Genomic DNA, 26,402 nt, shown 5'->3' on the forward strand with positions numbered 1-26,402 from the left:
GGTCGACGACGCGAACGCGTTCACCCCACCGCGGGGCTCCAGCGTCCACTCATAGGGTCGCGAAAAAGCCGAACCCGACCGCTACCGCCGCCGTTTTCCCCGCCGTTCGCCCGCCGGTCCCGGGTTCGGAAACCATACGCGACGGTTCGCGGCCCGAAACTAAAGCGTTTCTCCGACGAGGACGGTCAGTTCGCGGGCGTGGCGGGCGTCGCGCCCCGGCGCACCGTGACGTACTGTCGGAGGAACACGACGGCGATGACGGCGAGTCCGACCAGATCGGCCGTGGTCCCGGGGTAGATGAGCGCCACCGCGCCGGCGACCAGCGCCACCCGCTCGATCAGGTGGGTGGGCGCGTAGAAGTAGCCCTGCGTACCCGCCGAGAGGGCGACGACGCCGATGATCGCGGTGACGACGCCCGTGACGATGGCGGTCGTCTCGCCGATGAGCAGGAGTTCGGGCCCGAGAACGAACAGGTAGGGGACGAGAAAGCCCGCCGCGGCGAGGTTGACCGCGGTGAACCCGGTCTTCCAGGGGTCGGACTCGGCGATGCTGCTCGTGGTGAACACCGCGAGCATGATCGGCGGGGTGATGGCGCTGATGATCCCGAAGTAGAAGATGAACAGGTGGGCGGCGAGCAGTTCGACGCCCAGCGCGGTGAGCGCGGGCGCGCCCAGCGCCGCGAGTACGACGTACGCGGCGGTCGTCGGCAGCCCCATCCCGAGGACGATCGACGTGATCATTGTCAACACCAGCGCGACGATGAGGATCCCGCCGGAGGCGGTGGTGATCAGCGAACTGAACTTCAGTCCCAGACCCGTGAGCGTGACGACCCCGACGACGAGGCCGGCGGTCGCACACGCCGCCGCGACGACGATGGTCATGCGCATCCCCCGGTCGAGCGCGTTGACGGTCGTGACGCCCGCGGCGCGGGCAAGTCGGGTGATGGTGTCGAAGTCGCCCTGCGGTACGGCGCCCACGAACTCGCGGGCCGCCGAGAGCGGCACCGCGACGACGACGGTCAGCAGGATGGCGACGAACGCCGCGAGCATCGCCGAGTAGCCCGCCACCAGCATCCAGACGAGCGCGATCAGCGGGATCGTGAAGTGTGCGCCGGTTCGCAGCAGTGCCCAGGGATTCGGCAGTTCGTTCGGATCGACGCCCTCGAGTCCCTGCTGTTTCGCACGGAAGTGAACCGCGGCGCCGACGCCGAGGAAGTACAAGAGCGCGGGGATGGCCGCCGCCGCGATGATGGTGACGTAGCTGATGCCCGTCCACGCGGACATGATGAAGGCGCCGGCACCCATCACCGGGGGCATGATCTGCCCGCCGGAGGAGGCCGCCGACTCGACGGCGGCGGCGTAGCGGTCCTCGAAACCGCTGCGTTTCATCAGCGGGATCGTGAACGCGCCGGTCGTCGCCGCGTTGGCGACCGCGCTCCCGTTGAGGCTTGCCATGAACCCGCTCGCGAGCACCGAGGTCTTCGCGGGGCCGCCCGTCGACCGGCCGGTCGCCCCGTAGGCCAGATCGATGAACCAGTCGCCGACGCCGGTCACCTCCAGAAAGGCCCCGAGGATGATGAACACGACGACGAACGTCGCGCTCACCCCGAGTGGTATGCCGAAGATCCCCTCCGTGGTGAGATACGTGTGGGCGATGATGCGGTCGATGTCGTAGCCCCGATGGATGAGCGGGCCGGGCATCAGCCGCCCGTAGTAGGCGTACGCGAGAAAGGCGAGGCCGATGATCGGGAGCGCGCGCCCGGTCGCCCGCCGGGTGATCTCCAGAACGACGAGGATGGCGATCGCGCCGAAGAGCAGGTCCTGTGGCAGGGGCGATCCCGAACGTTGTGCGAGCCCGCCGTACCGGACGGCGTAGGCGATGTAGAGCGTGCTCGGGACGCCGACGGCTAGGAGCAGCCAGTCGTACCACGGGACGCGGTCGGCGTCGGCGTCCCGCGCCGGGAAGTACAGCAGGGCGAGGATCACCACCGCCGTCAGGTGGATCGAGCGGTTGATGAACGCCCCGGGCGTGCCGAATCCCGCGATGGCGATGTGGTACAGCCCCGCCAGCACCGCCACCGCAAGCGCGAGGACCCGCGTGTTCCCGCGGAGGGTTCGACCCGGTTTCTCGTCCGCGTCGGTCAGTCCGTCGGTCGCCTTCGCTTCGGTGGTCGTGCTCATAGCGTCTCTAGCCTGTATCGGAGATATCGGAGGTGGTTCGTCCGCTCGACGGAGAACCGGATCGACCCCCACTCGGCGGTGTACGACGACAGCGGTCGTTCCTCCCCGTCGATGACGAGCGACTGGTCGGTGTACTTCGCCACCCGGACGGTGAACGAGTCGAAGCGCCGTTCCATGTGCAGGATCGTAAAGCCGTCCTCGCGCGTCTGCTCGTCCTCGGTGTACTCCAGCCCGATCGCGTGGTACTTGAACTCCTCGCGGATCTGGACTATCTCCTCGCCCCGGACCTCGTACACCTCGCGGATCGGGGTCTTGTCGAACGAGTGAACGTAGTGGATGGCGAACCGATCGCCCTCCTCGACGCGCTCGACGCCGAGCGTCTCGCCGCTCCGTGGGTCCGCCAGTCGCAACACCGTCACGTCCGTCGCGACCAGCGGGGACAGGAGGAGGCCGCCCGCTACCGCGGAGAGCACTCGACGACGCCGCATCTCACAGTCCGGCGTCGTCGAAGTACTGCGCCGCGCCCGGATGCAGGTCGATCGGCGCCTCGCGGGCCGTCTCCTCGAACTGCTCGGCGGCAGGGTGAACCTCCGCGAGTTGGTCGAGGTTGGTGTAGATCGCCTCGACGATGTCGTAGACGGAGTCCTCGTTCATGTCCTCGCGAACGATCATCGTGTTGGTCACGCCGGGGACCTGGACGTCCTCCTCGACGCCCTGGTAGGTGCCGGCGGGGACGGTCGCCGCGTTGTAGTAGTCGAACTCGCTCGTGAGCCGCTCCATGTCCTCGTCGGAGAAGTTTATCAACCGAATCGCCCGCTGGCTCGCGAGGTCCTGGATCGAGGAGGCGGGGTAGGCGACGCTCCAGAAGCCGGCGTCGATCTGGCCGTCCTGAAGCGCGCTCGCGGTCTCGGAGAACGAGAGGCGCTGTTCGTCGATGTCGTCGTAGGTGAGGTCGTAGAACCCCAGCAGTTCCTCGGCGATGACCTCGGTGCCGCTTCCGGGTGCGCCGACGCTGACGGTCAATCCCTCCATGTCCGCGAGCGTCTCGACCGGGGAGTCCGCGGGGACGACGACCTGGGTCGCGTTCTGGTAGGCCCCGAACGCCGCCGACAACGGGAGGGCCTCGTCGAAGTCGCCCTCGCCGTTGACCGCGAGCAACACGGAGTTGCCCAGCGCCAGCGCCATCGTCATCTCCTCGTTCGCGACGAGCCGGCAGTTCTCGACGCTTGCGCCGGTCGATTCCGCGGAGGCCTCGACATCGAGGTTCTGATTGAGGATGTCGGCCATGCCGCCGCCGAGCGGGTAGTAGACGCCGCCCGTTCCGCCGGTGCCGATGGTCACGAACTGCGGTCCGTCGCCGCCTCCCCCGCCGCCTCCGCCTCCCCCGCCGCCACACCCGGCGAGGCCGACGAGCGCCGCCGCTCCGGTCGTACTCAGGAACGTTCGGCGGTTCACGCGGCCTGTCTGATCTCGAACCATGTCCCTAGGGGGTCATTAGCCGCTAATAACTATGATGGTTCTAATCGGCCCCCGGAGGCTGGAAGCGACGTACCGCGGCCGGTTCGATGCGACGTCCCGTCTCGGGCTATCGCCGCCAGCGCGACTACTCGAGGAAGTCCGGTTGGGTACGTTTCCCGCCGACCTCGTCTTCGAGGTGATCGCGGAACTCGACCGGGGAGACGTCGCCCCGTTCGCGCTCGAAGCGGTCCCGAACCGAGACCGTGCCGGCCTCCTCCTCGTTTCCGCCGACGATCAGCATGTAGGGCACGCGGTCGTCGTGCGCGGTCTGGATCTTCTTGCCGATGGTCCACGAGCGGTCCTCGATCCCCACGCGAAACTCCGAGAGCTCCTTTCTGATCTCCTCGGCGTACTCTACGTTGTCGTCGCTAATCGGCAGGATCCGGGCCTGCTCGGGGGCGAGCCACGTCGGGAACTTCCCGTCGAAGTGCTCGATCATCACGCCCATGAACCGCTCGAAACTGCCCAAAAGCGCGCGGTGGACCATCACGGGCCGGTGCTCGGCGTTGTCCTCGCCCGTGTAGGTGAGATCGAGGCGTTCGGGAATGTTGAAGTCGAGTTGGACGGTACCGATCGTCCACTCCCGGCCGAGGGCGTCGATCGCGTTGATCCCGACCTTCGGACCGTAGAAGGCGGCCTCGCCCTCGTGGACCTCGTAGTCGAGCCCCGCCACCTCAAGGGCGTCCCGGAGCGACTCGGTCGCCTCGTCCCAGATCTCGTCGCTGCCGACGGCGTTCTCGCCCTGGGTCTCGAGAACGTACTCGGCTTCGAACTCGAAGTTGTCGTAGATCTCCTCGATCGCGCGGAGCACGTCCACGATCTCGGCTTCGATCTGGTCCTCGCGGATGAACGCGTGGCCGTCGTCCTGGGTGAACCCGCGCACACGGAGCAACCCCGAGAGCTCGCCCGACTGCTCGTTGCGATAGACCGTGCCGAACTCCGAGAAGCGGATCGGGAGGTCCCGGTACGAGCGGACCTCCCGGTCGTAGATGTACGCGTGGTTCGCGCAGTTCATCGGCTTCAGGCCGTACTCGGTGTCGTCCTGCTCCCAGGCGAACATCTCGCCCTCGGCCGTGAAGTTGTCGTAGTGGCCCGTCGGCTTCCAGAGGTCGGCCTTGTTGAGTTCGGGCGTCCAGACCTCCTCGTAACCCAGTCCGTCGTTCTGCGTCCGGATGTACTCCTCTAGCTCCCGTCGGATCCGCATCCCGTTGGGGTGAAAGTGGACACAGCCCGGCGAGTGGTCGGGCACCGAAAAGAGGTCCATCTCGCGGCCGATCCTGCGGTGGTCGCGTTCTTTCGCCTGCTCGCGCCGCTCTAAGAACTCCTCCAACTCCCCCTCGCTCGGAAACGCCGTCCCGTACACACGAGTCAACATCTCGTTTTCCTCGGTCCCGCGCCAGTAGGCCCCCGAGATTTCGAGGAGGGCGAAGCCGCCGATCTCGCCGGTGGATTCGACGTGCGGTCCCCGACAGAGGTCGCGGAACTCGCCCTGTTCGTAGAAGCTGACGGGATCCTCGCCTGCGGCCTCCTCGTCGAGTATCTCCCGTTTGAACGGGTTGTCCTCGTAGTACTCGAAGGCCTCTTTTCGAGCGATCTCGACGCGCTCGATCGGGAGGTCGGCCTCGATGATCTCGTGGGCCTCGGCGCCGATCTCCTCGAGGTCGGCCTCGTCGAGGTCGACGCCGGTGACGTCGTAGTAAAACCCCTGGTCGGTCCACGGGCCGATGGTGAGTTTCGCCTCCGGGTGGAGGCGTTGGAGGGCCTGGGCGAAGACGTGGGCCGCGGAATGTCTCAGCGCGTCGATGTACTCGTCGCTTCCCTCGGTGACGATCTCGATCGAGACGTCCTTCTCGATGGGGTGTTCCTTGGCGACGAACTCGCCGTCGACGACGCCGGCGACGGTGTCGCGTCCGAGACCGGGGCCGATCTCGTAAGCGACGTCCTCGACCGTCGAACCGGCCTCGACGGACAGTTCGGCTCCGTCGGGGAGGGTTACGGTAACGCTCATACCTACCCTGAGCCAGCACGGCGTAAATAAGCATTTATCCGGAGCGAATCGAGCAAAAAGCCTATAACTCAGACGTGGTTATCAACTACTAGGATGACAGTACAATTTGCCCCGCTGTTCGGGCCGATCCCCGGCGGGATCGAACTAGCAGTGATCGTGCTCATCGCGATCCTGCTCTTCGGTGCGAACAAGATCCCCAAACTCGCGCGCTCGACCGGACAGGCGATGGGCGAGTTCCAGAAGGGGCGCGAAGAGATCGATCAGGAGCTACAGGCGATGCGCGAGGGCAAGACCCAAACTGAGGACGAACCCGAACCGGACATCGGTGCCGACGACGAGACCGAACCCGAGATCGGTGCCGACGAACCCACCGCCGAGATGGAGTCCGACGCCGAGCTCGAAACCGAGACCAACGAGAACCGATAACCGTTTTTCCCTCCCCCACGCCACCTACCGATAGGGCGTGTGGCCTAGCGGATAGGGCGGAAGGTTCCTAACCTTCAGACCGCGGGTTCGAATCCCGTCACGCCCGCTCGTTCCTTTCAGTCACTCGCGGGCGTTCCTGACCACCGTTCGCTCCGTCACCGGCGGCTTCGCCGCCGGTTTCCAGCGGGACCTTCGGTCCCGCACGGCTCACGGCAGTCCCGTCACGCCGTCTTTAGAGCGCTATCGTCCCTCAGAACCGACGGAATCGATCGAAAATCGAGTCGCTGACGGTCTTCACGAACCGTCAGGCCCCCGATTACTTCCCGACGATCTGTGCCACGAGGTCCCGGAACCGCAGCGGGCGATCCGCCGTCGTCTTGCCGCCGTATCCGTCCATCGCCGCGCCCGCGTTCTCCATGTGTCGTGTTCGGCTCATTTTCACTCGTTCTGTAGTACCCATCTCGGGAACTTAACACTTTCGGGGAAAACGATCATCAAGGAACGTCCCTCCCCATTCGTGGAACCGTCGAATCGACCCCGTCGGATTTAATAACGTTTACCGAAAGTCTTTTTTCTATATGTGTTATCTACTTATACAATGTCTACGGACGATGCCGACGGGAGCGAACGGGGACCCGTCTCACCGACGGAGGTCACCGACGCGAGCGTCGAGGATCGTCCCGAGGCCGCTCTACAAACCGTTTTCGCCGCCGCTACGCGTGCGCGGCGGTTGGACGCCTACCTCGATCCGGACGAACTCGTCGTCAAGGACCTCTACACGTGGGAGCACGTCAAGCGCAAGTACTACTACGAGGCGGACGGGTCGGTCCCGCTCGACGCCGAAGGGGAACCGATCCCGTTCGATCCCGCCGAACTGCTCGGGTTCGAGCCCGCCCGAACGGAGGGATTGCTCTCCACGGGGGAGTCGGCCGCGAGCGCGCTTTCCGACCTCGTCGACGAACGGACCGTCGACGTGAACCCCGAGATCGACGAGGACGCCTTCTTCTCCTCGCGGGGGAATCCGACGATCACGACGCGATACGACCTCGAGAAGGCGGTTCCGATGGAGAAGAAGCGTCACTTCGAGGAGGTCGAACGCTACTGGGTGAACGAACCCTACTCGTTCGTGGTCGTCTTTCACTCCCGGAAGGAGAACGAGACGAAGTACTACCTGATCGAGCCGTACCTCAACCCCATCGAGCGCGACCTTACGGAGTTCCTCACCGGCAAACTCCGCACCGCGATCAAGTACACCGACGACGAGGTGACCGTCGAGGGAAACGAGGAGGAGCGCCGGGCGGTCATCGACCGCGAGACGCGCCGACTGCTCGATCGCTACGGCCTCATCGAGCGCCCGTCAGCCGGTCGCTCGGATGGGGGACGAACGGCTGGGCTGGTCGATCGGGTCCGGTCGTTCCTCGGGCAGGGGGAGACGGCGGACCCGCCGGTGGTCGACCCCGTCCGGCCCGAACCGGCGATCCTCGCCGAGGACCCCGAGACGGTGACCGAAGCGCAGACCACGAAACTGCTGTACTACCTCAAACGCGACTTCATCGGCTACGAGCGGATCGACGGGATCAAACACGACATCAACGTCGAGGACATCAGCTGTGACGGCTACGACTCGCCCGTCTTCGTCTATCACACCGACTACGAGCAGATCATCTCCAACGTTCACCATGGGCGCGAGCGCCTCGACGACTTCGTGGTCAAACTCGCACAGCGCTCGGGCAAGGGGATTTCGAAGCGCCGCCCGCAAGTCGACGCCACCCTGCCCGACGGCTCGCGCGCCCAACTCACCCTCGGTCGGGAGGTCTCGGACCACGGAACCAACTACACGATCCGGCAGTTCAAGGACGTCCCATTTACGCCGATCGACCTGATCAACTGGCACACCTTCTCGCTCGAGGAGATGGCCTACCTGTGGCTCTGCATCGAGAACCACAAGTCGCTCATCTTCGCGGGCGGGACCGCAAGCGGGAAGACCACGAGTCTGAACGCCGTCTCGCTGTTCATCCCCTCGAACGCGAAGATCGTCTCGATCGAGGACACCCGCGAGGTCGAACTCCCCCAGCGAAACTGGATCGCGTCCGTGACTCGCCCCTCCTTCTCCGACGGCGACGGCGGCGACGTCGACGAGTTCGACCTGCTGGAGGCCGCGCTCCGCCAGCGCCCCGACTACATCGTGATGGGCGAAATCAGGGGAGAAGAGGGCCGAACGCTGTTTCAGGTCATGTCGACGGGCCACACCACCTACACCACCTTCCACGCCGACTCGGTTGGCGAGGTGCTCAAACGCTTCACGACCGACCCCATCAACGTCTCGAAGACGATGTTCACGGCGCTGGATCTCGTCTCGGTCCAGACCTCGACGCGCGTGCAGGGCCGGAAGGTCCGCCGGAACAAGTCGCTGACCGAGATCAACCACTACGACGCCGAACACGACGAGATCAACGTCCGTGACGTCTACCAGTGGCAGGCCGAGTCCGACGAGTTCCTCGAGGTCGGCGACTCGAACACGCTCGCCGAGATCTGCTTCGACCGCGGGTGGAGCCACGGGGAGCTAGAGGAGCAGTTGCTCGTCCGCCAGGCCGTCCTCGCCTACCTCATCGACGAGGGGCTCAACGAGTACCGGCAGGTCGCCGCCACCCTGCAGGCCTTCATCAACGACCCCGAGACGATCGTCGGACTGATCGCCAACGACCAACTCGCCGAGAGCCTCGAGGACCTGCGCTCGATGGAGAGCGTCCTGATCGACGTCGAACCCGAGAAGGAGGCGCTCGTCCCCCGACCGGGTCCCGACGAGGAGACCGCTGAACTCGCGAAAACGATCCTCGACCGCGCGGACGAACGGCTCTTCGCGGACCATCGCGACCCGCCGGGATCGCTCGAAGCCGCGCTCGCAGCGGACGGAAGCGGGGACGTCCCGTGAGTCTCGCGCTCGAAAGGGACGGAACCGACCGCCTCGGCGACGCATTCTACCCGCTCTATCGCCGCCTGTTCGGCGAGGACAGCCAGTTCGCCGTCGAGTTCCAGACCACGCTCAAACAGGCCCGGATGGGCGACACGGTCGAGCACTACCTCTCGCGAGCGCTGGCCTACGGCGTGCTTTCGGGGGGCTTGCTGTGGATCGTCGGCACCCTTCTGGGCTACGCACTGTTCGCCACGGGGCTGGTGCCGGTCGGCACGCTCATCGGGGTGCCGGTCCCGAACGAACGCCTGCTCGAACTCGTGATCGCGGCGCGGATCCCCTCGCTGATCGCCGTCACCGGCGTCGTGTTCGGGTCGATCGGCTTCGCGCTCGCGTTCGGCACGCTCGTCGCGATCCCCTACTCGCGGGTCTCGACGCGAAAGCGCGAGATCAACATGCTGCTCGCCGACTCGGTCGCGTTCATGTACGCGCTGTCGGTCGGCGGGCTCAACCAACTGGAGATCCTCGAGGCGATGGCGAAGGCCGACGACACCTACGGGGAGGTCTCCCGGGAGTTCCAGAGCATCGTCCAGGAGACCGAGTACTTCGATACCGACTACCGGACGGCGATCAGGAACCAAGCGCTCGAGACCCCCTCGGACGACCTGAGCCAGTTCCTGACCGACATGCTCTCGATCGTCAACTCCGGCGGCGATATGACGCGCTTTTTCGAGGACAAGAAGGACAAACACATGCGCACCGCGAAACAGCAACAGGAACTCACCCTCGAGACCCTCGAACTGTTCGGCGAGATGTACATGACCCTCTCGCTGTTCCCCCTCCTGCTGATCATCCTGCTGGTCATCATGAGCATGCTCGGGGAGGCCTCCGAGTTCATGCTCTACGCGACGGTCTACGCGCTGATCCCGCTCGTGGGCGTGGGATTTCTCGTCCTCGTCTCGACGGTGAAACAGGACGAACCCGGCGACGGCTACCTCCGGGGGGACGACGGAACGATCGACTCGACGGGGCGAAACCCGCTGTTCGACCTCGGGCTGGTCGAGCGCTACGCCGGGCGTTTCGGGGTGTTCGACCGCATCGAGCGCCGCGAGGGGACCTACGAGACGGGACGGCTCCTGCGTCGACCCCATCACTTCTTCCGGGACCACCCGACCTACACGCTGTCGTTGACGATCCCGGCCGCGATCGCGCTGGTCGGCACCGCCGTCGTCGCGGGGACCGCGCCGCTGTCGTGGGAGGGGTTCGTCGACGCGCCGGTCTGGGCGACGTTCATCTGGGTCTACGTCCCCGTCTACGTGGTCTGTCTCCCACTGGCGGCCTTCCGCGAGTGGAACGTCCGCTCGCGGATGGCGATCACGGGGTCGCTCTCCGACACCCTCCGGAAGCTCTCGAGCGCCAACGACACCGGGATGACGCTGCTCGAATCGGTTCGGGTGGTCGCCGAGACCTCCTCGGGGAAACTCGCCCGCGAGTTCGACGTGATGCACGCGAAGGTCGCCTACGGGACGAGCCTCAAGGACGCGCTCGTCGAGTTCAACAACCGGTATCACATCCCCCGCCTGGCCCGGACGGTCAAGCTCATCAGCAAGGCCCAGGAGGCCTCCAGCCAGATCACGGCCGTCCTCACGACCGCGGCACAGGCCAGCGAGAACCAGGACGACATCGAGCGCGAGCGGAGGTCACGGACGCTGATGCAGGTCGTCATCATCATCATGACCTACCTGACCCTCTTGGCGGTGATGGCGATCCTCAAGACCCAGTTCCTCGACGTGATGGCCGGGCTGGACACGGGCGGGGCCGAGGCGGCGAGCGCCGGCGGCGGTCCCAGTTTCGGGGGCGGGCTCGACACCGGATTGCTCTCGGTGCTGTTCTTCCACGCGGTGACGATGCAGGCGATCCTCTCGGGGCTGATCAGCGGCTACATGCGCGACGCGGACATCCTGAGCGGGGTGAAGTACGTCGTGATCCTCATGACGGTCGCGCTCGGCGTCTGGACGGTGGTCGGATGACCGAGCGCGCACAGACGGGGATCGACTTCCTGATCGGGATGACCGTCTTCCTGATCGCCGTCGGCTTCGTCTTCTCGTTCGTCCCGACGATGTTCGACCCCTTCACCGGCCACGGCGTGGACAACGACCTCGTCGCCGACCGGAGCGCCGCACAACTGGCGGAAGAGGTGCTCGCGGAGGACTCTACGACGCCGAACGTGTTGAACACGACCGAAACGGAGGCGTTCTTCGAGGACTGTCCGATCGAATCGGAACTCGGGATCGACGACCGGAACGTCCGGATCGTGATTGGGCCGAGTGAAATGGAGCTGGAATGTGGTGATGATCCACCATCTGGCACATCAGTATCGGTCTCACAGCGTCTCGTCTCGATCGACGGGGAGAATCACCTCCTTTCAGTGAGGGTGTGGTGATCGTGGACCGCGCTCAGGCCCACACCCTTGAGGCGTTCGTCGCCGCGCTGCTCCTCGTCGCCGGCCTCGTCTTCGCGAGTCAGGCGACCGCCGTGACGCCGCTGTCGGCGAGCACGTCGAACCAGCACATCGAGAACCAGCACCGGGCCGTCGCGAACGACCTGCTTGCGGTCACCGCCGAGGACGGATCGCTCCGCGAGGCGGTCGTCTACTGGAATACGTCTGAGGGAGACGGGGGGTTCATTAACTCCAGCGAGGAACGGGCGTACTACACCGGAACGCCCCCCGAGGACCATCCACTTTATGGGACGCTCGAGTCGTTCTTCGCCGAGCGACATCTGGCGTACAACGTCGACGTGAGCTACCAGCGCGGTCCCGAGGCGACGGACCGGAGCACCCAGCCCATGGTCGTGATGGGATCACCGAGCGACAACGCCGTCTCGGCGACGCGGACGGTCGTCCTCTACGATTCGACCGAACTCCCTACTGAAGGCGAGGAGGAGACGAAAACGCTGGCTGAGGTCGAGAACGAGTTCTACGCCGACGACATCGACCCGGACAGCCAGGTGTACAACGTCGTGGAGGTGAGGATCGTCGTATGGCGGCTCTGAATCGCCCGGAAACGGATCGGGGACAGTTGATCCTCGTCACCGGGCTGACGATCGCCGTGATCCTCGTCGCGCTGGTCGTGCTGTTGAACACGGTCATCTACACCGAGAACCTGGCGACCCGGGGCGTCGACGCAGGCGGCGGGGACGCGATCGAGTACCGGGCGACCGTCGTCGGAGCGGTAAGTCAACTGATCGCCGAGGAGAACGAACACTACTACGAGGGGAGCCTGCCGGTCGCAGGCGTCGAGAACGGAACCGGAACGATCAACAGGACACTGTCGGAGCGCCATCTCTCTCGTGGCGCGGTCGCGGAGACGACGTACGAGGTCAACGAGGGGCCGCCGATCTCATGGCAGATCGACTCTCGTGAGTTCGACGAAAACGGATCGAACGCGACCGTAGCGACGAACGTGACCGACACCGAACGGTTTGCCGTGACAGTCGAGTCGGTCGAACCCGCCGCCGACCCACAAGATCGGTTTCGACTCATCGTGGGCGACTGGGAGATGACGATCGTCGAGACGAACTCAGACACAGAGGACGACCAGATCGTGATCGAGGCCAACGGGAACTCATGGCCCGCCGACCGTCCCGCCTACGGAACGCCGCTTGAGGTGGACCTCGTAAATGGGACGATCGACGGTGAGCCAGTCTCTCTCGATACTCCGCTGGAGTCGGACGAGGTCAGATACGAGAACGCTGACCGGTTAAAGGGATCGTACGACTTTCGGGCGACTGGACCTGATACCGTCGAGAGCGTCGACCTCGTGATCCACTACGAGACCGCGGAGCTCCGATACACCACCGAAGCGACCGTCGAGGCGGGTGAGTCGGCGTGACCGACCGCGGGGTGTCGGTTACCGTCAACTACGTGCTGACGCTCGCCATCACGGCGATACTGTTGAGCGGGCTGTTCGTCGCCTCGGGGTCGCTGATCCAGTCCCAGTCCGAACGCGCGATCCAGGACGAACTCGACGTCCTCGGGGAACGCCTCGCCGCCGACCTCTCGACGGCGGATCGGTTGGCCGAGAGCGCTGACGGCGAGGCGGCACACGTCCGCGTCAGCACTGAGCTACCTCGCCGGGTCGCTGGGACGGCCTACAGCATCGAGATCACGTGGACCGAGAATGGAGGGAACGGCTACGCAGAACTCACCTTCCGAACGAGTGACCCGGAGATCGAATCCTCCACCCGAGTCGTGACCGCGACCGAGGTGACGGCGGTTTCGGAACTGCGGGGCGGGGACCTCGTGATCACGTACGCTGACGACGGCCCGCTGGAGGTCACGACCGCATGAGCGACGACCGGGCGGTGAGCGAGGTTCTGGGGTTCGTCCTCACGTTCTCGCTCATCACCGCGACGATCGCGATCGTCTTCACCGTCGGGTTCGCCGGGTTACAGGACGCCCAACACGCCGAGCAGGTCAACAACGTCGAGCGGGCGTTCGACGTCCTCGCGACGAACGTCGACGAGGTCCACAGGGAGGGCGCACCGAGCAGGTCGACCGAGATGCGGTTGGCCGGGGGTCAACTGGCGTTCGGCGATCCGACGACGGTTACGATTGCTGTCGAGGGTAACACAACGACGATCGAAACGCGTCCGCTCGTTTACAGTAGCGGCGACACCGATATCGTGTACGAACTGGGCGGTATCATTCGGACTGACAGCGGGACAAGTGTAATGCTCGATGAGCCTGGATACGTTCTGAACGACGGACGATCGTCGATTCCACTTCTCATCACTACGAAACCGAGCGATCAGACGGCCACTGGCGGCCAACGGACGGTACTCGTACGGAGCTCCTACCAGTACACCGAACCCCTTCATCCTCGTACGACCGAGAACGAAACGGTGACGATCACGATCGATTCGCCGCGGGCGGACGCTTGGGAACGATACTTCGAGCGTCAGAAGGTAGGCACCGTTGAACCGATGGAAAGCGACACGACGGTCGAATACGCGATCAACAGAGACGAAGCCGAAAGTGAGACATCCGTCTCCGCGACGTGGATCCGGTTTCGCTTCGTCTGACTCTATCGGAGTTCGACTTCGATCTCGTTGTCCGTAACGTGGAGGTACGTGATCGCGTCCGGAGACGAGGTGATCTCGATCTCTATTTCCGAGAGGCTCTCGTCGTACTCGAACGTCCCTGCGTTACCGTCGATACGCAACGAGTTTGCGATGAGAGCACCCTCGAAATCCGTGTTTCCGCTCAACGTGAAATCCGTGTTTGGCGCGTAGATGACGCCGGTGAACGACGGTGTCCCTTGCTGACTGGCGCTGATATCTGAGTGGAGGTAGACGAACAGTTGTGACGGATCGCCACCCTCGTTAATGGCGTTATTGCCACTGAGATTGAACTCCCCTTTTATGTACATCGAGACGGTGCCGTCTCCCTCGATGGTGATGTCGTTGGGTTCGAACGAACCGTCAATGATGATGTCAATATCTTGCCCGCCGGTTTTGACTGTCAGCGCGTCGGGAATCTCTTTTCCGGACGCATAGTACGTGCCAGCAGAATCCTCGGTATGGTCGATCGTTTCGTTTCCATCGATCGCGACGCACTCGTTTTCCCCGTTCTCACAGCGTTCGATCTTGTCCTCGATCACCGGGCTGGCCGATGGGTAGTCGACCCCTTCTTGGTGTGGGGTCGGTTTGTTCCCTTCTTTGGCGATGATAGTCTCTCTGACCGTGACCGCGTTTTCGATGTTCTTCTCGAACGGAACGGCTAACTCGGCAGTAACCGTCCGGTTCTCGTGATCGATTTCAACGGTTCCTTCGGTTCGCTCGTCGAAGAAGTCGTGCCAGCCCCGGTAGTAGTCGCTTTGGAGTTCGACGGTCAGATTACCGTCCTCGAGGGGATTTGCCCGGTTTTCGGTGCTGTTGGGATAGATCGGTCGGCTGTCACCCTTCGATAGCTGTCCCTGGACCGCTCCGGTAGCGTGATCCGTGCCGTTGACGCGAACGATCGGGAACGTCAGCGTGCGCTGCTGGTAGTGGTATTCCGGAGGTGATACCATGACGCTTCTATCGCCTTCTTTCTTCCAGACGCCACCACCCTGATAGGCGACCTCCGACCCGCCGATCGTGGCGACGACCGCTCCATACTGCTCGCTGTAGATCTCCTCCCCGTCAAGCCTGAGCGTAACCTGACCGGCGTCTTCTCGTACTTCAACGGATCCATCGTCGAGTCTCCCCAAATCGAACGACTGTCCCTCGGACTCGCCGAGCGCGACGAGGCTCGCCTTCGAACTCATCTGCGACATCGCGTTTTCGGCCTGCGAGACCTGCGAGTTCGACTGCGAGTCCGCCAGCACGGCCGCACCCGTCGCGGCGACCGCCGTCGCCCCGATCACCGTCAGCGAGAGCACCAGTACGACGCCGATCACTTCCGACTGGCCACGACCTATCCGTCGACCGCCGCGACCCCGCGATCCATCCATGGACTATAATATAATTATAAAAGTATATCTCTTTCTATAGGACGCTATCGGGCGGGGCTCCTATGTAGGTTCGGCGTCTACGGCCACCGATGGCCAAGTGGAAGTGCGACGCCTGTGGAACCGTCCACCGACGCAATCCGAGCAAGTGTCGATCGTGTGGTAACACGGTCCTGAGCCCGTATCACGGCGACGACGGCGGACTGCTCGACGACCAGCGGGTGCGCTACGGGCTGATCGCGCTCGCCGTCCTCCTCGCGCTCGTCGTGCTGATCGTCGTGTTCTAGTCGTCGCCGGTCGCCCCGCGTGGCCCGTACGACCGGCTGATGGCCTTCCACTTGCCGGTCGCGAAGCGATGGTAGTTGACTGCGGCGGGGACGGCGGTCTCGGCGACGAACGCGAGATACAACCCCCAGAGCCCGAGCGACGTGGTCGCGCCGAGGTACGCGAGGGGAATCGATCCCCCGAACATCCCGAGCACCTGGCTGTAGAAGGGCCAGCGGGTGTCGCCGCTGGCGTCGAGCGGGCCGGCGGCGCCCTTCGAAACCCCCTGGAGGACGACGGCGACGCAGGCCGCGTACACGAGCGAGACCGCGACCGGGACCGCGGGATCGGCGGGGTCGTCGACGAACGCGAGCACGATCGGCTCGGCGAACGCGAAGACCAGCAGGGCCGAGACGGCGTAGACAGCGACCGCGAAGCGAACGATCTCCCGGCCGTAGGCCTCCGCGGTTTCCTCGTCGCCGTCGCCCAACTCTTGGCCGACGAGACTGGAGGAGGCCAGCCCGAACCCCCAGCCGGGGGTGTTCATGATCCCCCAGATCCGCCGCGCGATGACGTAGGCCGCGACGACGGTCTGCCCGAAGACGTCGACGATCGAGAGCAGGGGGAACTCCGCGACCGTCCAGACGAGGTTCCGGCCCATGACGGGCAGGCCGATCGAGAGGAGCTGACGGATCATCCCCGTGTCGAGATACGCCCCGGCGGGCGAGACGGTGACGGGGAACGCGCCCATCCCTGGAAAGCGCCCGATCACTAGCCCGAGCGCGAACGCCCCCGTGACGACGACGTTCGAGAGCACGGTCCCGAGGGCCGCGCCGACGACGCCCATGTCGAGGCCGAAGATCAACACGGCGTTGATGACGACGTTGAGCACCGCGCCGCCAGCCCGCGCGAGCATCGCGGTGTAGGCGTCGTCGCTCCCGACGAGCGTCCGGCTGCCGATCAGGTTCAGCGCGGCGAACGGCACCCCGAGGGCGACGATCTCCAGATAGGTCCCCCCGAGCGCGATCGCCTCGGGGTCGTCGCTGATCAGGCCGATGAGGTCGGTCGAAAACGTCCAGAAGGCCGCGGTGAGCGGGAGGGTGAAGGCGACGACCAGGAGAACGCTCGACCGCACCGCCTGCCCGAGGTCGGCGTAGGCGTCGGCCCCGAACGACTGGGAGACGAGCGCGATCGTCCCGCCGGCGACCCCGCCGCCGACGGCGAAGGCGAGCCCCCAGTAGGCCCCCGCGAAGCCGACGCCCGCGATGGCACCCGAGCCGACCGCGACCCCGACCATCGCCACGTCTACGGCGTTCTTCGACATCCGGGCGATACCCGTCAGTACCCGGGGCCACGCCAGATCGGTGATCCGGCGCGCGCGATGGGCGTCGATCAGGCCGACGCGCGAGAGCGCCAGCCCCACCCACAGGACGAGCAGTCTGATCGGGTTCGGGACACGGGTCACAGAACTCCCCCACACTAGCCGATTCGGTATGAAAGCCCTTGGTTACGCGGCAGTCGCGACCGGTTTCAGGCTGGCTCGCACACTCACGGCGTCCTCCGGATCGGCGGCGTCTCCCTGCCGATCATAACAACCCCTATCCGTCCGCTAGTCCGACTATCGGTATGGCGAGTGGAGCGTTCGGTCTCGCGGTCGGTGCGACCGCGCTCGGTCTGATGCACGGCCTCGCACCGGGCCACGGCTGGGCGATCGCGGCCAGTTACGCGCTCGATAAGCCGAACAAGTGGTTCTACGGTCTCGCGGCGAGCCTCGTCCTCGGCGTCGGCCACCTCGTCAGCAGCATCGCGATGGTGGTCGTCTACTTCTGGGCGCTCTCGTACTTCGGGCTGACGCGGATCGGGTGGATGAACTACGTCGCGGGCGCGTTGCTCATCGGACTCGGGGTCTGGCAGTACGTCAACGGCCACCACCACTCGGTTCCCGACCGTTCGACGCGGGCCGACGACCACGGACACGACCACGCCGACCACGATCACGAGCACGTCCACGAGCACGTTGGCGAGAACGGGGACGGCCCGATCGATCGGCTCCGCCGTGTCCTCCCGTTCGTCGGCGACCGCTCCCATCACGACGTCGACGAGGCGGATCGAGGGCTCTACGGCATGGCCGTTCTCGCGTTCGTCCTCGGGTTCACGCACAACGAGGAGTTCGACATCATCGCCATCTGCACGGGATCGGCCTACTGTCTCGAACTGATGGTGCTCTACTCGCTCGCGGTCATCGTCTCCCTCGTCGGGGTGACGCTCCTGCTCGTGGCGAGCTACGAACGTTACGAGGAGCGCCTCGAGGGCTACGCCCACCACCTCCCGACGTTCACGGCGGCGATCCTCGTACTGATGGGGATCGGGTTCCTCCTCGGCGTCTTCTGATACTGTCGGTCCTACGGACATCGATGGTGGCACGGACGGACGGGTACTGCGCCATTGCCCCGTCAAATCAGCCATTGCCGTTGAAATTCCCGTGACCGACGGTATGATCCGAGCCCCGCTCGCCACGGGTCCGGCTGTGAGTACGTCGAGCCGGTTCCGTCGCCGATCACGTCGGGCACCCGGTCGACGGGACCGATCCACGGGGCCGGGGAGGTTAACAATATTAACCGAGAAAAATAATAAATAGAGGGTAAATAATGGGCGTTTTTAGCAGCTAGATTAATAAAACGGCGTGGCCTAGCCCACGGTGATGACTTCGTCTCCGCGGGACTCGCCGACCTCCGACGAGCCCCGCTCTCGATCTCACGACCGCGGCGGAGACGGCGAAGGGGGATCCGTCCCGCCGTCGACGGACCGGGGGACGGTTCGGTTCACCGTCCCCGAGATGGACTGTCCCTCGTGTGCGGGAAAGGTCGAGAACAGCGTCCGGAAACTCGACGGCATCGCCGACGTCGATCCGCAGGCGACGACCGGGGTGCTGACCGTCTCCTACGAGCGCGACCGGACGACGCCCGCCGACATCGCCGACCGCATCGAAAAGGCGGGCTACCGCGTCGAGACGACCGGCGAGCGGGCGACGTTCGCGGTCCCCGGGATGGACTGTCCCTCGTGTGCGGGCAAGATCGAGAACGCGCTCGACGGCGTTTCCGGCGTCTCGGCGGTCGAGACGCGGCCGACGACCGGCGAGGTGAGCGTCACGTACGACGCGACCGCCACCGGGGCGGACGTCGTCGCCGCCATCGAGAGCGCGGGCTACGAGGTCACGGGAACCAACACTGGAGGTGGCGACGCGGGAGGAAACGACGCCCGGACGGACATCTGGACGAGTCCCCGTGCGCTCAAGACGTGGGCCAGCGGCGTCTTCGTCGCGATCGGCCTCCTCTTCGAGTTCCTCCTGGCCGGCCAGAACGTCCCGGTCGCGAGCGTCGTGGGCCGCGAACTGCTCGTCGCCGACGTCGCCTTCCTCGTCGCCGTCGCCGTCGGCGGACAGGAGATCGTCCGCAACGGCTACTACTCGGGGCGGAACCTGAACCTCGACATCGACTTCCTGATGTCGGTGGCCATCCTCGGCGCGCTGGTCGCGAGCGTGGTCTTCGGGGAGGCGCTGTACTTCGAGGCCGCCACGCTCGCCTTCCTCTTCAGCGTCGCCGAACTCCTCGAACGCCATTCGATGGACCGCGCGCGCGACTCGCTGCGCGAACTGATGGACCTCTCGCCGGACGAGGCCACGGTCAGGCGCGACGGCGAGGAGGTCACGGTCCCGGTCGACGAGGTCGGGGTCGGCGACGTCGTGGTCGTGAAACCGGGCGAGAAGGTCCCGACCGACGGCGAGGTCGTCGAGGGCGAGAGCGCCGTGAATCAGGCCCCCATCACCGGCGAGAGCGTCCCCGTCGACAAGACCGTCGGCGACGAGGTGTACGCCGGAACGATCAACGAGGCGGGCTACCTCGAAGTGGCGGTCACCTCGAACGCGGGCGAGGACACCCTCTCGCGGATCGTCGAGATGGTCGAGGACGCCCAGTCGAACCGGACCGAGCGCGAGCAGTTCGTCGAGCGGTTCTCGGCGTACTACACCCCGGTCGTCGTCGCGTTCGCCGTCCTCGTCACGGTCGGAAGCCCCGCCGTCCTCGGGACGACCTGGTCGACGGCCGTCGTCTACGGGCTGACCCTGCTGGTGCTGGCCTGCCCGTGTGCGTTCGTCATCTCGACGCCCGTCTCCGTGGTGTCGGGGATCACCAGCGCCGCGAGAAACGGCGTCCTCATCAAGGGCGGGAACCACCTCGAAGCGATGGGCGAGGTCGACGTCGTCGCCTTCGACAAGACGGGGACGATCACGAGGGGCGAACTCACCGTCACCGACGTCGTCCCGTTGAACGGCAACTCCGAGGAGGAGGTCCTCCGGTGTGCGCGGGGGCTCGAACGCCGCAGCGAACACCCCATCGGCGAGGCCATCGTCGCCCACGCGGAGCGAGAGCAGGTCACCGAGCGCGACGTCAGCGAGTTCGAGAGCATCACCGGCAAGGGCGTCCGTGCCGACCTCGACGGAACGCCCCACTTCGCGGGCAAACCCGGCCTGTTCGAGGACCTCGGGTTCGACCTCTCGCACGTCCACGCGACGACCGACGGCGGCGTCGTCACGCGGACCGCACGCCAGCTCTGCGAGCGCAACAACTGTCTCGACCTCCTCGAGGACACGGTTCCCCGGCTTCAGGCCGAGGGCAAGACGGTCGTCCTCGTCGGGACCGACGAGGAACTCGAGGGCGTCATCGGCGTCGCCGACGAGATCCGCCCGGAGGCCGCGGCGACCGTCGCCCGACTCGCGGACCTCGGCGTGACGCGGACCGTCATGCTCACCGGCGACAACGAGCGGACCGCCCGCGCGATCGCCGAACGGGTCGGCGTCGACGAGTACCGGGCCGAACTGCTCCCCGAGGAGAAGGTCGGGGCGATCGAGGACCTCGTCGCGACCCACGGGGGCGTGGCGATGGTCGGCGACGGCATCAACGACGCGCCCGCGCTGGCGACGGCGACCGTCGGCGTCGCGATGGGCGCGGCGGGGACGGACACAGCCCTCGAGACGGCGGACGTCGCGCTGATGGCCGATGACCTCACGAAACTCCCCTACCTCTACGAACTCGCGAACGACGCCAACGGCGTCATCCGACAGAACGTCTACGCGAGCCTCGGCGTCAAGGCCGCGCTCGCGATCGGGGTCCCCTTCGGCTACGTGCCGATCTGGCTGGCCGTCCTCGCCGGCGACGCCGGGATGACGACGGCCGTGACGGCCAACGCGATGCGCCTGTCCCGGATCACGCCCGGAAAGACCCCCGCGGCGGCCGACTGAACGATACGGGAAAACATGGTCGCGGCGTCCGTACACCTCAGAGGACGATATCGAATCGGGCCGTGATCAGCTCCCCGTCCGGTTTCGCCTGGAGGAACGACCGGTATCGCCCCGGCGTCGGAAAGCGGGTACCGAACGCGACGCGGCCGCTCTCCGGGTCGGTCCCCTCGGGGTGGACGTGCAGGTACGCGAGGTCGCCCTCCCGTAACGCGACGAGGTGACCGAGGGCGCCGAGATACGGCTCGAGCCGCGTGGCGCGGCCGTCGCCATCGCGGATCTCGAACGCCAGCCGTGTCCGCTCGCCGGCGGCGATCCCGCCCGCGAGGAGTTCGACCGCGTAGCCCCCGGCGGTCGTTCGGTGAGAGGTCTCCGGCGACGGTTCGATCGTCATCTCCCCCGGAACGAACACGTCGTGGCCGAGCGTCGTCGGACGCCCGTCGACCACGACGTCGACGAACGCGCGATAGACGCCCGGGTCGTCGAACGTGAGGCCCGCCGTTCGCCAGGTCCCGTCGTCCTCCAGGGTCGGGTGACGGTGATCGAACGCGGTGAGATCGCGGCGGACCAGAATCAGGTGCGCCGGTTCGCCGTGGGCCTCCTCGAACCCCGTGACGGTATCGCCGTCGTCGTCGACGATCCGGAACGTCCAGTCCGTTCGTTCCCCCTGCTCGAACCGGGTCTCGGAGGGCACGAACCGAAGTCCGTTCGCCGCGATCGAGAGGCCGCCGGGCGTGGCGTGCCCCGCCGGACCGTAGCCCGTCGCAGTCGACGGCGAGTCGTGGGTTTCGCGTTCGGATCGCTCGTCCATGGATCCCACACCACCCCGTAGACGATCACCGTTTCTCCGGAATCGCGCGGCGAGCGGATCTATCCGGCGGCGTCAGAGCTTCCCACCCAGGACCTTCGCGGCGGTCAACACCGGGTCCCACGTCGTGTTGAACGGCGGCGCGTACGCGAGGTCGTAGTTCTCGAGATCCGCGACGGTCGCTCCCTCGGAGAGCGCGGCGACGACCGCATGGCTCCGGTGGACCGCCCCCTCGCCGTACTCGCTCACGAGGCTCGCCCCCAACAGCCGTCCCGACGGTCGATCCGCCGTCAGCGTGACGGTCACGGTCCCGCCCTCGGGGTAGTAGCCCGCCCGCGAGCGGGCCTCGATCGTCTCCGTGACCGGTTCGAACCCGGCGGCCCGCGCCGCCTCGTCCCCGACCAGCCCCGTCCGGGCGGCCTCCACGTCGAACGCCTTGACCGCGGCGGTCCCCGCGATCGGCCCGCCCTCGGCCGGGTCGCCCGCGACCGTCTGGCCGACCGCCCGCCCGTGGCGGTTGGCCGTGAGCGCGAGCGGGACGTAGGCCGGTTCGCCGGTGACGACGTGCTCCGTTTCGGCGCAGTCACCCGCCGCGTAGACGTCGGGGACGGTCGTCTCCCGGTAGGCGTCCGTGGCGATCGCGCCGGTCGGCCCGAGTTCGATGTCGGTGTCCTCGACCAGCCGGGTCCGCGGGCGGACGCCGGTCCCGACCAGCACCATCCCGACGGGCACCTCCTCGTCGGACGTGACGACGCCCTCGGCTCGATCCTCCCCCGCGATCGCCTCGACCTCGCTGTCGAGGTACAGGGCGACGTCCTGCCGGCGGAGGTGGTCGGCGACCGCCTCGCTGGTCGCCTCGCTGAACGACTTCAGCAGTCGGTCGCCGCGCTGGAAGAGGTGGACCTCGAAGTCGTTCGCGGCGAGCGCTTCGGCCATCTCGATGCCGACGTAGCCGCCGCCGACGATGCCGACCGGCGCCGTACACGTCTCGAGAAACCGGCACGCCGGCCCGCGATCGGGCTGTTCGAACGTCCCCGCCGAACGGGATCGACTCACGAACTCCCGGAGGTCCCGTCCGTCGGTCATCGACCCGAGGGTGTAGACCCCCTCCAGATCGGTTCCCGCGATGGGCGGGACCGTCGCCTCCGCACCGGTCGCGATCAGCAGGTGGTCGTAGCTCCGCGTCACCTCCCCGTTCGCGCCTTCGGCGGTCACGCGCCGCCCGTCGGGGTCGATCGAGACGACCTCGTGGCCCGTCCGGAGGTCGATGTCGCGCTCCTCGCGGAACTCCTCCGGGGTTACGGAGACGAGGTCCTCGAGCGACTGGATCTCGCCCTTGACGTAGTAGGGCAGACCGCAGGCCCCGTAGGAGACCCACTCGCCCCTCTCGAAGACGACGACGTCGAGGTCGGGATCGTCCCGTTTGGCCTTGCTCGCGGCGCTCATCCCGGCGGCATCGCCGCCGACGACGACGAAGGTCGACATACGCTACCCAGCGTTCGAGACGGGTTATGAGTTACCCCCGGGCGTCAGTCGCGGAGGTCCAGTGAGCGGAGTTCGCCCTTCGCGTACCACGTCCGGGGGCGTACGGCGGTGACGGTGGCCGCGAGGTAGAATAGGGCGACGACGACGACGACCGCTTCGCCGGGGATCCGACCGATCGCGGCGCTCGAGGTCCACGATCCGGGGGCGAAGGCCGTGATGCGCACGAGCCACGCGGCGAGCAGCACCGTGATCAGTGGGAGGTACACCCGCCGCAACCGGTGTGCGATGGCCTCCTCGGCGGTGATCTTCAGCGTCGGCGTTCGGTAATCCCGGCTCAGGTTCTCGCGCCAGTCCGGGTCGACGACCCCCGCGGAGGGGTCGAGCCCGTAGGCGAAGACGTTCTCCTGGAGCGTCCGGACCCTGCTTCGCCAGATGTCGTATCCCCGATACCGGCGCGCCTCGATCACCAGGAAGACCGAGAGCGTCGCCATCCCGAGCAGGATGACGTAGTGTGGCGTCTCGGCTCTCGAGAACGACCACGTCAGGATCGCGGAGATCACGATGACCGCCCAGTTGGTGGTCCGGTCGAGGCGTTCGCGCCAGAACTTCATGCGGTGGATTTCGCCGCGATAGAGGTGGGCCATCGCGGAACCGGGCCCCATCTCCTCCCCCAATAGCCCCGCTCCCACGTCCCTGTGGTCCGGATCGCTCGGATCGATCTCCTTCGTCGATGGTGGTGTCATTGTTGGTCTCTCGCGCGTGTGTGTCGTGTCGACTCTACGGTCTCCGTTCGTTGATCACGGCCGCAGTGGGACGGCGAGTCGATCAAATCAGCAGTTGGATGTCCGACTCGGCCATGTCTTGGATGGCCGTCGCGGCGCCGACGCCGACGGTGACGCCGTCGTAGAAGTCCGACTCGTCGTAGCCCATCAGATCGATCGTCATCTGACAGGCCTGGAACTCGACGCCCATGTCGAGGGACGTCTCGACGAGTTCCTCGATGGTCGCGGTGTCGTTGTCCGCGATCCGCTTTTCCATCATCCGCGTGGTCACACGGTCCATGCCGGGCAGCGCGCCGATCGCGTTGGGCACCGGCATGTTGGGGTTGCCGACCGAACTCAGTTTGAGGTCCTTCGAGCGCTCCTCGTGGAGGACGTCGAGCCCCCAGAACGTGTGGAACACGGTCACCTCGTAGCCGAACGCGGCGGCGGTGCTCGCGAGGATCAACGGGGGGTACGCCATGTCCAGTGTCCCCTTCGTGGCGATGATCGACATCTTCGGGGTATCGTCGTCTTCGGACTCCACGTCGGCGAGTCGCCTTTCCAGCTCCGCGACCCGTGCTTCGAGGGCCGACCGGGTCGGCTCCTCGTCCGTCGGCGGTGATGTCTCGGTGCTCATTCTCACTCCGTTTTGCGCACGTAGTGCGTGAAGACGTCCTCGCCCTCCTCCTGTCCGAGCAGTTCGACGCCGTCGGTCGTGTCCGCCCAGCCCGCGACGTCGCTCATGCTCCCGGGGTCCGTCGCGAGGACCTCGAGGACCTCGCCGGGGTCGAGATCGTCGATCCGCTGTTTGGTCTTGACGACCGGCATCGGGCAGTTCTGTCCCGTCACGTCGAGCGTCTCGGTGGCTTCGTGTTCGATCATGGTATTGCCTTCACCACCCAATACCGGTGCCGGGCGTAAAAGTATGTCGGTCGAAAACCCATTCACGCACATTACTACGAACCCAATTAGCGGTGAAAGCGTCATGATACCCCTCCTAATCCGTATATGGCTGTTATAGTATTGCTCAAGCATAGAAATACTATGCAAAGGCTTATTGGAGGGGGCGCTGTAGAACGGGTTGATGAACGGAAGTGACCCGAGAACCGCGGTCGCATCGGTCTCCCCCGAGGAGCTGAAAGGGCGCATCGACGACGAGGACGTGTTCCTGCTCGACGTGCGCTCGGAGGGGGACTTCGGCGAGTGGCGCATCGAGGGCGAGACCGTCGACGTCGTCAACTACCCCTACTTCCAGTTGCTGGACGGGATCCCCGAGGACCTCCTCGACGAACTCCCCAAGGACCGGAGAATCACCGTCCTCTGTGCGAAAGGTGGCTCCAGCGAGATGATCGCCGGGCACCTCGAAGAGGAGGGCTACGACGTCGACCACCTCGAACGCGGGATGAACGGCTGGGCGCGCATCTACGAGTACGCCGAACTCGACGTCGAGGAGAACGCGACGATCGCCCAGTACCAGCGCCCATCGAGCGGCTGTCTCGCCTATCTCGTCGTCTCCGACGGCGAGGCGGCCGTGATCGACCCGCTGCGGGCGTTCACCGAGGAGTACGTCCAAGACGCCCGTACGCTCGGGGCCGACATCGCGTACGCGCTCGATACGCACGTCCACGCGGATCACGTCTCCGGGGTTCGCACCCTCGCCGCGGAAACGAACGTAACCCCCGTACTGCCCGAACCCGCCGCGGCACGCGGCGTCGAGTACGACCTCCCCTACGAGACCGTCGCGGACGGCGACGCCCTCGCGGTCGGCGACGTCGAAATCGAGGTCATCCACGCGCCCGGCCACACCACTGGTATGACCGCCTACAAGGTAGGGGACGTACTGTTCACCGGCGACGGGCTGTTCACCGAGAGCGTCGCCCGCCCGGACCTCGAGGACCCGGAGAAGGCGAGGGACGCCGCGCGCACCCTCTACGAGAGCCTCACCGAGAGGATCCTGACGCTGCCCGACGAGACGGTCGTCGCGCCCGCGCACTTCAGCGATGCGGCGATACCACAGGAAAACGGCACCTACACGGCCGAACTCGGCGATCTCAAGGAACGTATGGACGCGCTCTCGATGGATGAGGAGTCGTTCGTCGACTTTATCGTCTCGGGGATGCCGCCCCGACCGGCGAACTACGAGGCGATCATCGCGGCCAACCTCGGGCACGAAACGCCCGACGACGAGGAGGCGTTCGCGCTCGAACTCGGCCCGAACAACTGTGCGGCCAGCGAGGAGGCGCTGACGAACTGA

The 26,402-nt window shown here is 65.9% G+C and carries 23 protein-coding genes and 1 tRNA gene; 13 read left to right on the forward strand and 11 right to left on the reverse strand.

Annotated features, from left to right (window positions below):
• Positions 1-185: 185 nt before the first annotated feature.
• From QRT08_RS00495 to thrS, 4 genes are all read right to left on the reverse strand, one after another.
• Positions 186-2,180 carry a TRAP transporter permease gene (locus QRT08_RS00495; protein WP_286043614.1) on the reverse strand — a complete coding sequence of 665 codons (1,995 nt, stop codon included), beginning with the start codon at positions 2,178-2,180 and terminating at the stop codon, positions 186-188.
• Positions 2,177-2,668: a DUF1850 domain-containing protein gene (locus QRT08_RS00500; RefSeq protein WP_286043615.1), complete on the reverse strand. Its 492-nt coding sequence runs from the start codon at positions 2,666-2,668 to the stop codon at positions 2,177-2,179. The genes QRT08_RS00495 and QRT08_RS00500 overlap by 4 nt, the downstream gene beginning before the upstream one ends.
• Position 2,669: 1 nt before the next feature.
• Positions 2,670-3,659, reverse strand: coding sequence for a TAXI family TRAP transporter solute-binding subunit (locus QRT08_RS00505; protein WP_286043616.1), 990 nt, complete (start codon positions 3,657-3,659; stop codon positions 2,670-2,672).
• Between the two features lie 124 nt (positions 3,660-3,783).
• Positions 3,784-5,706, reverse strand: a complete 1,923-nt coding sequence (thrS, locus tag QRT08_RS00510) for a threonine--tRNA ligase (RefSeq protein WP_286043617.1) — start codon at positions 5,704-5,706, stop codon at positions 3,784-3,786.
• Between the two features lie 93 nt (positions 5,707-5,799).
• Here thrS and tatA point away from each other — a divergent pair, with 93 nt between their 5' ends.
• From tatA to QRT08_RS00555, 9 genes are all read left to right on the forward strand, one after another.
• Positions 5,800-6,132, forward strand: a complete 333-nt coding sequence (gene tatA / locus QRT08_RS00515) for a twin-arginine translocase TatA/TatE family subunit (RefSeq protein WP_286043618.1) — start codon at positions 5,800-5,802, stop codon at positions 6,130-6,132.
• Positions 6,133-6,165: 33 nt separating this feature from the next.
• Positions 6,166-6,238: transfer RNA gene (locus QRT08_RS00520), tRNA-Arg, on the forward strand.
• Between the two features lie 492 nt (positions 6,239-6,730).
• Positions 6,731-9,064, forward strand: a complete 2,334-nt coding sequence (locus QRT08_RS00525; protein ID WP_286043619.1) for a type II/IV secretion system ATPase subunit — start codon at positions 6,731-6,733, stop codon at positions 9,062-9,064.
• Positions 9,061-11,073, forward strand: coding sequence for a type II secretion system F family protein (locus tag QRT08_RS00530; protein WP_286043620.1), 2,013 nt, complete (start codon positions 9,061-9,063; stop codon positions 11,071-11,073). The genes QRT08_RS00525 and QRT08_RS00530 overlap by 4 nt, the downstream gene beginning before the upstream one ends.
• Entirely contained in the window at positions 11,070-11,486 is a 417-nt protein-coding gene (locus QRT08_RS00535) for a DUF7287 family protein (protein ID WP_286043621.1), read from the forward strand. The genes QRT08_RS00530 and QRT08_RS00535 overlap by 4 nt, the downstream gene beginning before the upstream one ends.
• 2 nt (positions 11,487-11,488) lie before the next feature.
• Positions 11,489-12,097: a DUF7288 family protein gene (locus QRT08_RS00540; protein ID WP_286043622.1), complete on the forward strand. Its 609-nt coding sequence runs from the start codon at positions 11,489-11,491 to the stop codon at positions 12,095-12,097.
• Entirely contained in the window at positions 12,085-12,936 is an 852-nt protein-coding gene (locus QRT08_RS00545; RefSeq protein WP_286043623.1) for a DUF7261 family protein, read from the forward strand. The genes QRT08_RS00540 and QRT08_RS00545 overlap by 13 nt, the downstream gene beginning before the upstream one ends.
• Positions 12,933-13,394 (forward strand): DUF7266 family protein, encoded by a 462-nt coding sequence (locus QRT08_RS00550; RefSeq protein WP_286043624.1) that lies wholly within the window; start codon positions 12,933-12,935, stop codon positions 13,392-13,394. Before QRT08_RS00545 ends, QRT08_RS00550 begins: the two co-directional genes overlap by 4 nt.
• Entirely contained in the window at positions 13,391-14,128 is a 738-nt protein-coding gene (locus QRT08_RS00555; RefSeq protein ID WP_286043625.1) for a DUF7289 family protein, read from the forward strand. Before QRT08_RS00550 ends, QRT08_RS00555 begins: the two co-directional genes overlap by 4 nt.
• 2 nt (positions 14,129-14,130) lie before the next feature.
• Here QRT08_RS00555 and QRT08_RS00560 read toward each other — a convergent pair whose 3' ends face one another.
• Positions 14,131-15,540, reverse strand: coding sequence for a DUF7289 family protein (locus tag QRT08_RS00560; RefSeq protein WP_286043626.1), 1,410 nt, complete (start codon positions 15,538-15,540; stop codon positions 14,131-14,133).
• 89 nt (positions 15,541-15,629) lie between these two features.
• On the opposite strand from QRT08_RS00560, the gene QRT08_RS00565 reads away from it, so the two are divergent.
• Entirely contained in the window at positions 15,630-15,824 is a 195-nt protein-coding gene (locus QRT08_RS00565) for a hypothetical protein (RefSeq protein WP_286043627.1), read from the forward strand.
• Here QRT08_RS00565 and QRT08_RS00570 read toward each other — a convergent pair.
• Complete coding sequence (locus QRT08_RS00570; RefSeq protein WP_286043628.1) at positions 15,821-17,266, reverse strand: MATE family efflux transporter; 1,446 nt, start codon at positions 17,264-17,266, stop codon at positions 15,821-15,823. The genes QRT08_RS00565 and QRT08_RS00570 overlap by 4 nt on opposite strands.
• A 161-nt stretch (positions 17,267-17,427) precedes the next feature.
• Between QRT08_RS00570 and QRT08_RS00575 the strand changes: the two genes are divergently transcribed.
• A complete protein-coding gene (locus QRT08_RS00575; RefSeq protein ID WP_286043629.1) occupies positions 17,428-18,192 on the forward strand; it encodes a HoxN/HupN/NixA family nickel/cobalt transporter in 765 nt (254 codons plus the stop codon).
• A gap of 310 nt (positions 18,193-18,502) precedes the next feature.
• Entirely contained in the window at positions 18,503-21,097 is a 2,595-nt protein-coding gene (locus QRT08_RS00580) for a heavy metal translocating P-type ATPase (RefSeq protein ID WP_286043630.1), read from the forward strand.
• A gap of 37 nt (positions 21,098-21,134) precedes the next feature.
• Here the strand turns inward: QRT08_RS00580 and QRT08_RS00585 are convergent, their stop codons facing one another.
• The 5 genes from QRT08_RS00585 to QRT08_RS00605 form a co-directional block, all read right to left on the reverse strand.
• On the reverse strand, positions 21,135-21,905 hold the full coding sequence (locus QRT08_RS00585; protein WP_286043631.1) for a hypothetical protein: 771 nt from the start codon (positions 21,903-21,905) through the stop codon (positions 21,135-21,137).
• A gap of 72 nt (positions 21,906-21,977) precedes the next feature.
• The gene (locus QRT08_RS00590) at positions 21,978-23,387 is read right to left on the reverse strand and encodes an FAD-dependent oxidoreductase (RefSeq protein WP_286043632.1); all 1,410 of its coding nucleotides are present in this window, start codon (positions 23,385-23,387) and stop codon (positions 21,978-21,980) included.
• 44 nt (positions 23,388-23,431) lie between these two features.
• Positions 23,432-24,130, reverse strand: a complete 699-nt coding sequence (locus QRT08_RS00595) for a DUF2270 domain-containing protein (RefSeq protein WP_286043633.1) — start codon at positions 24,128-24,130, stop codon at positions 23,432-23,434.
• An 82-nt stretch (positions 24,131-24,212) separates the two neighbouring features.
• Positions 24,213-24,785 (reverse strand): DsrE/DsrF/DrsH-like family protein, encoded by a 573-nt coding sequence (locus QRT08_RS00600; RefSeq protein ID WP_286043634.1) that lies wholly within the window; start codon positions 24,783-24,785, stop codon positions 24,213-24,215.
• Positions 24,786-24,787: 2 nt separating this feature from the next.
• The gene (locus QRT08_RS00605; protein WP_286043635.1) at positions 24,788-25,030 is read right to left on the reverse strand and encodes a sulfurtransferase TusA family protein; all 243 of its coding nucleotides are present in this window, start codon (positions 25,028-25,030) and stop codon (positions 24,788-24,790) included.
• A gap of 202 nt (positions 25,031-25,232) precedes the next feature.
• Between QRT08_RS00605 and QRT08_RS00610 the strand changes: the two genes are divergently transcribed.
• Entirely contained in the window at positions 25,233-26,402 is a 1,170-nt protein-coding gene (locus QRT08_RS00610; RefSeq protein ID WP_286043636.1) for an MBL fold metallo-hydrolase, read from the forward strand.

The sequence above is a fragment of the Halalkalicoccus sp. NIPERK01 genome (genome assembly GCF_030287405.1).
GTDB lineage: Archaea > Halobacteriota > Halobacteria > Halobacteriales > Halalkalicoccaceae > Halalkalicoccus.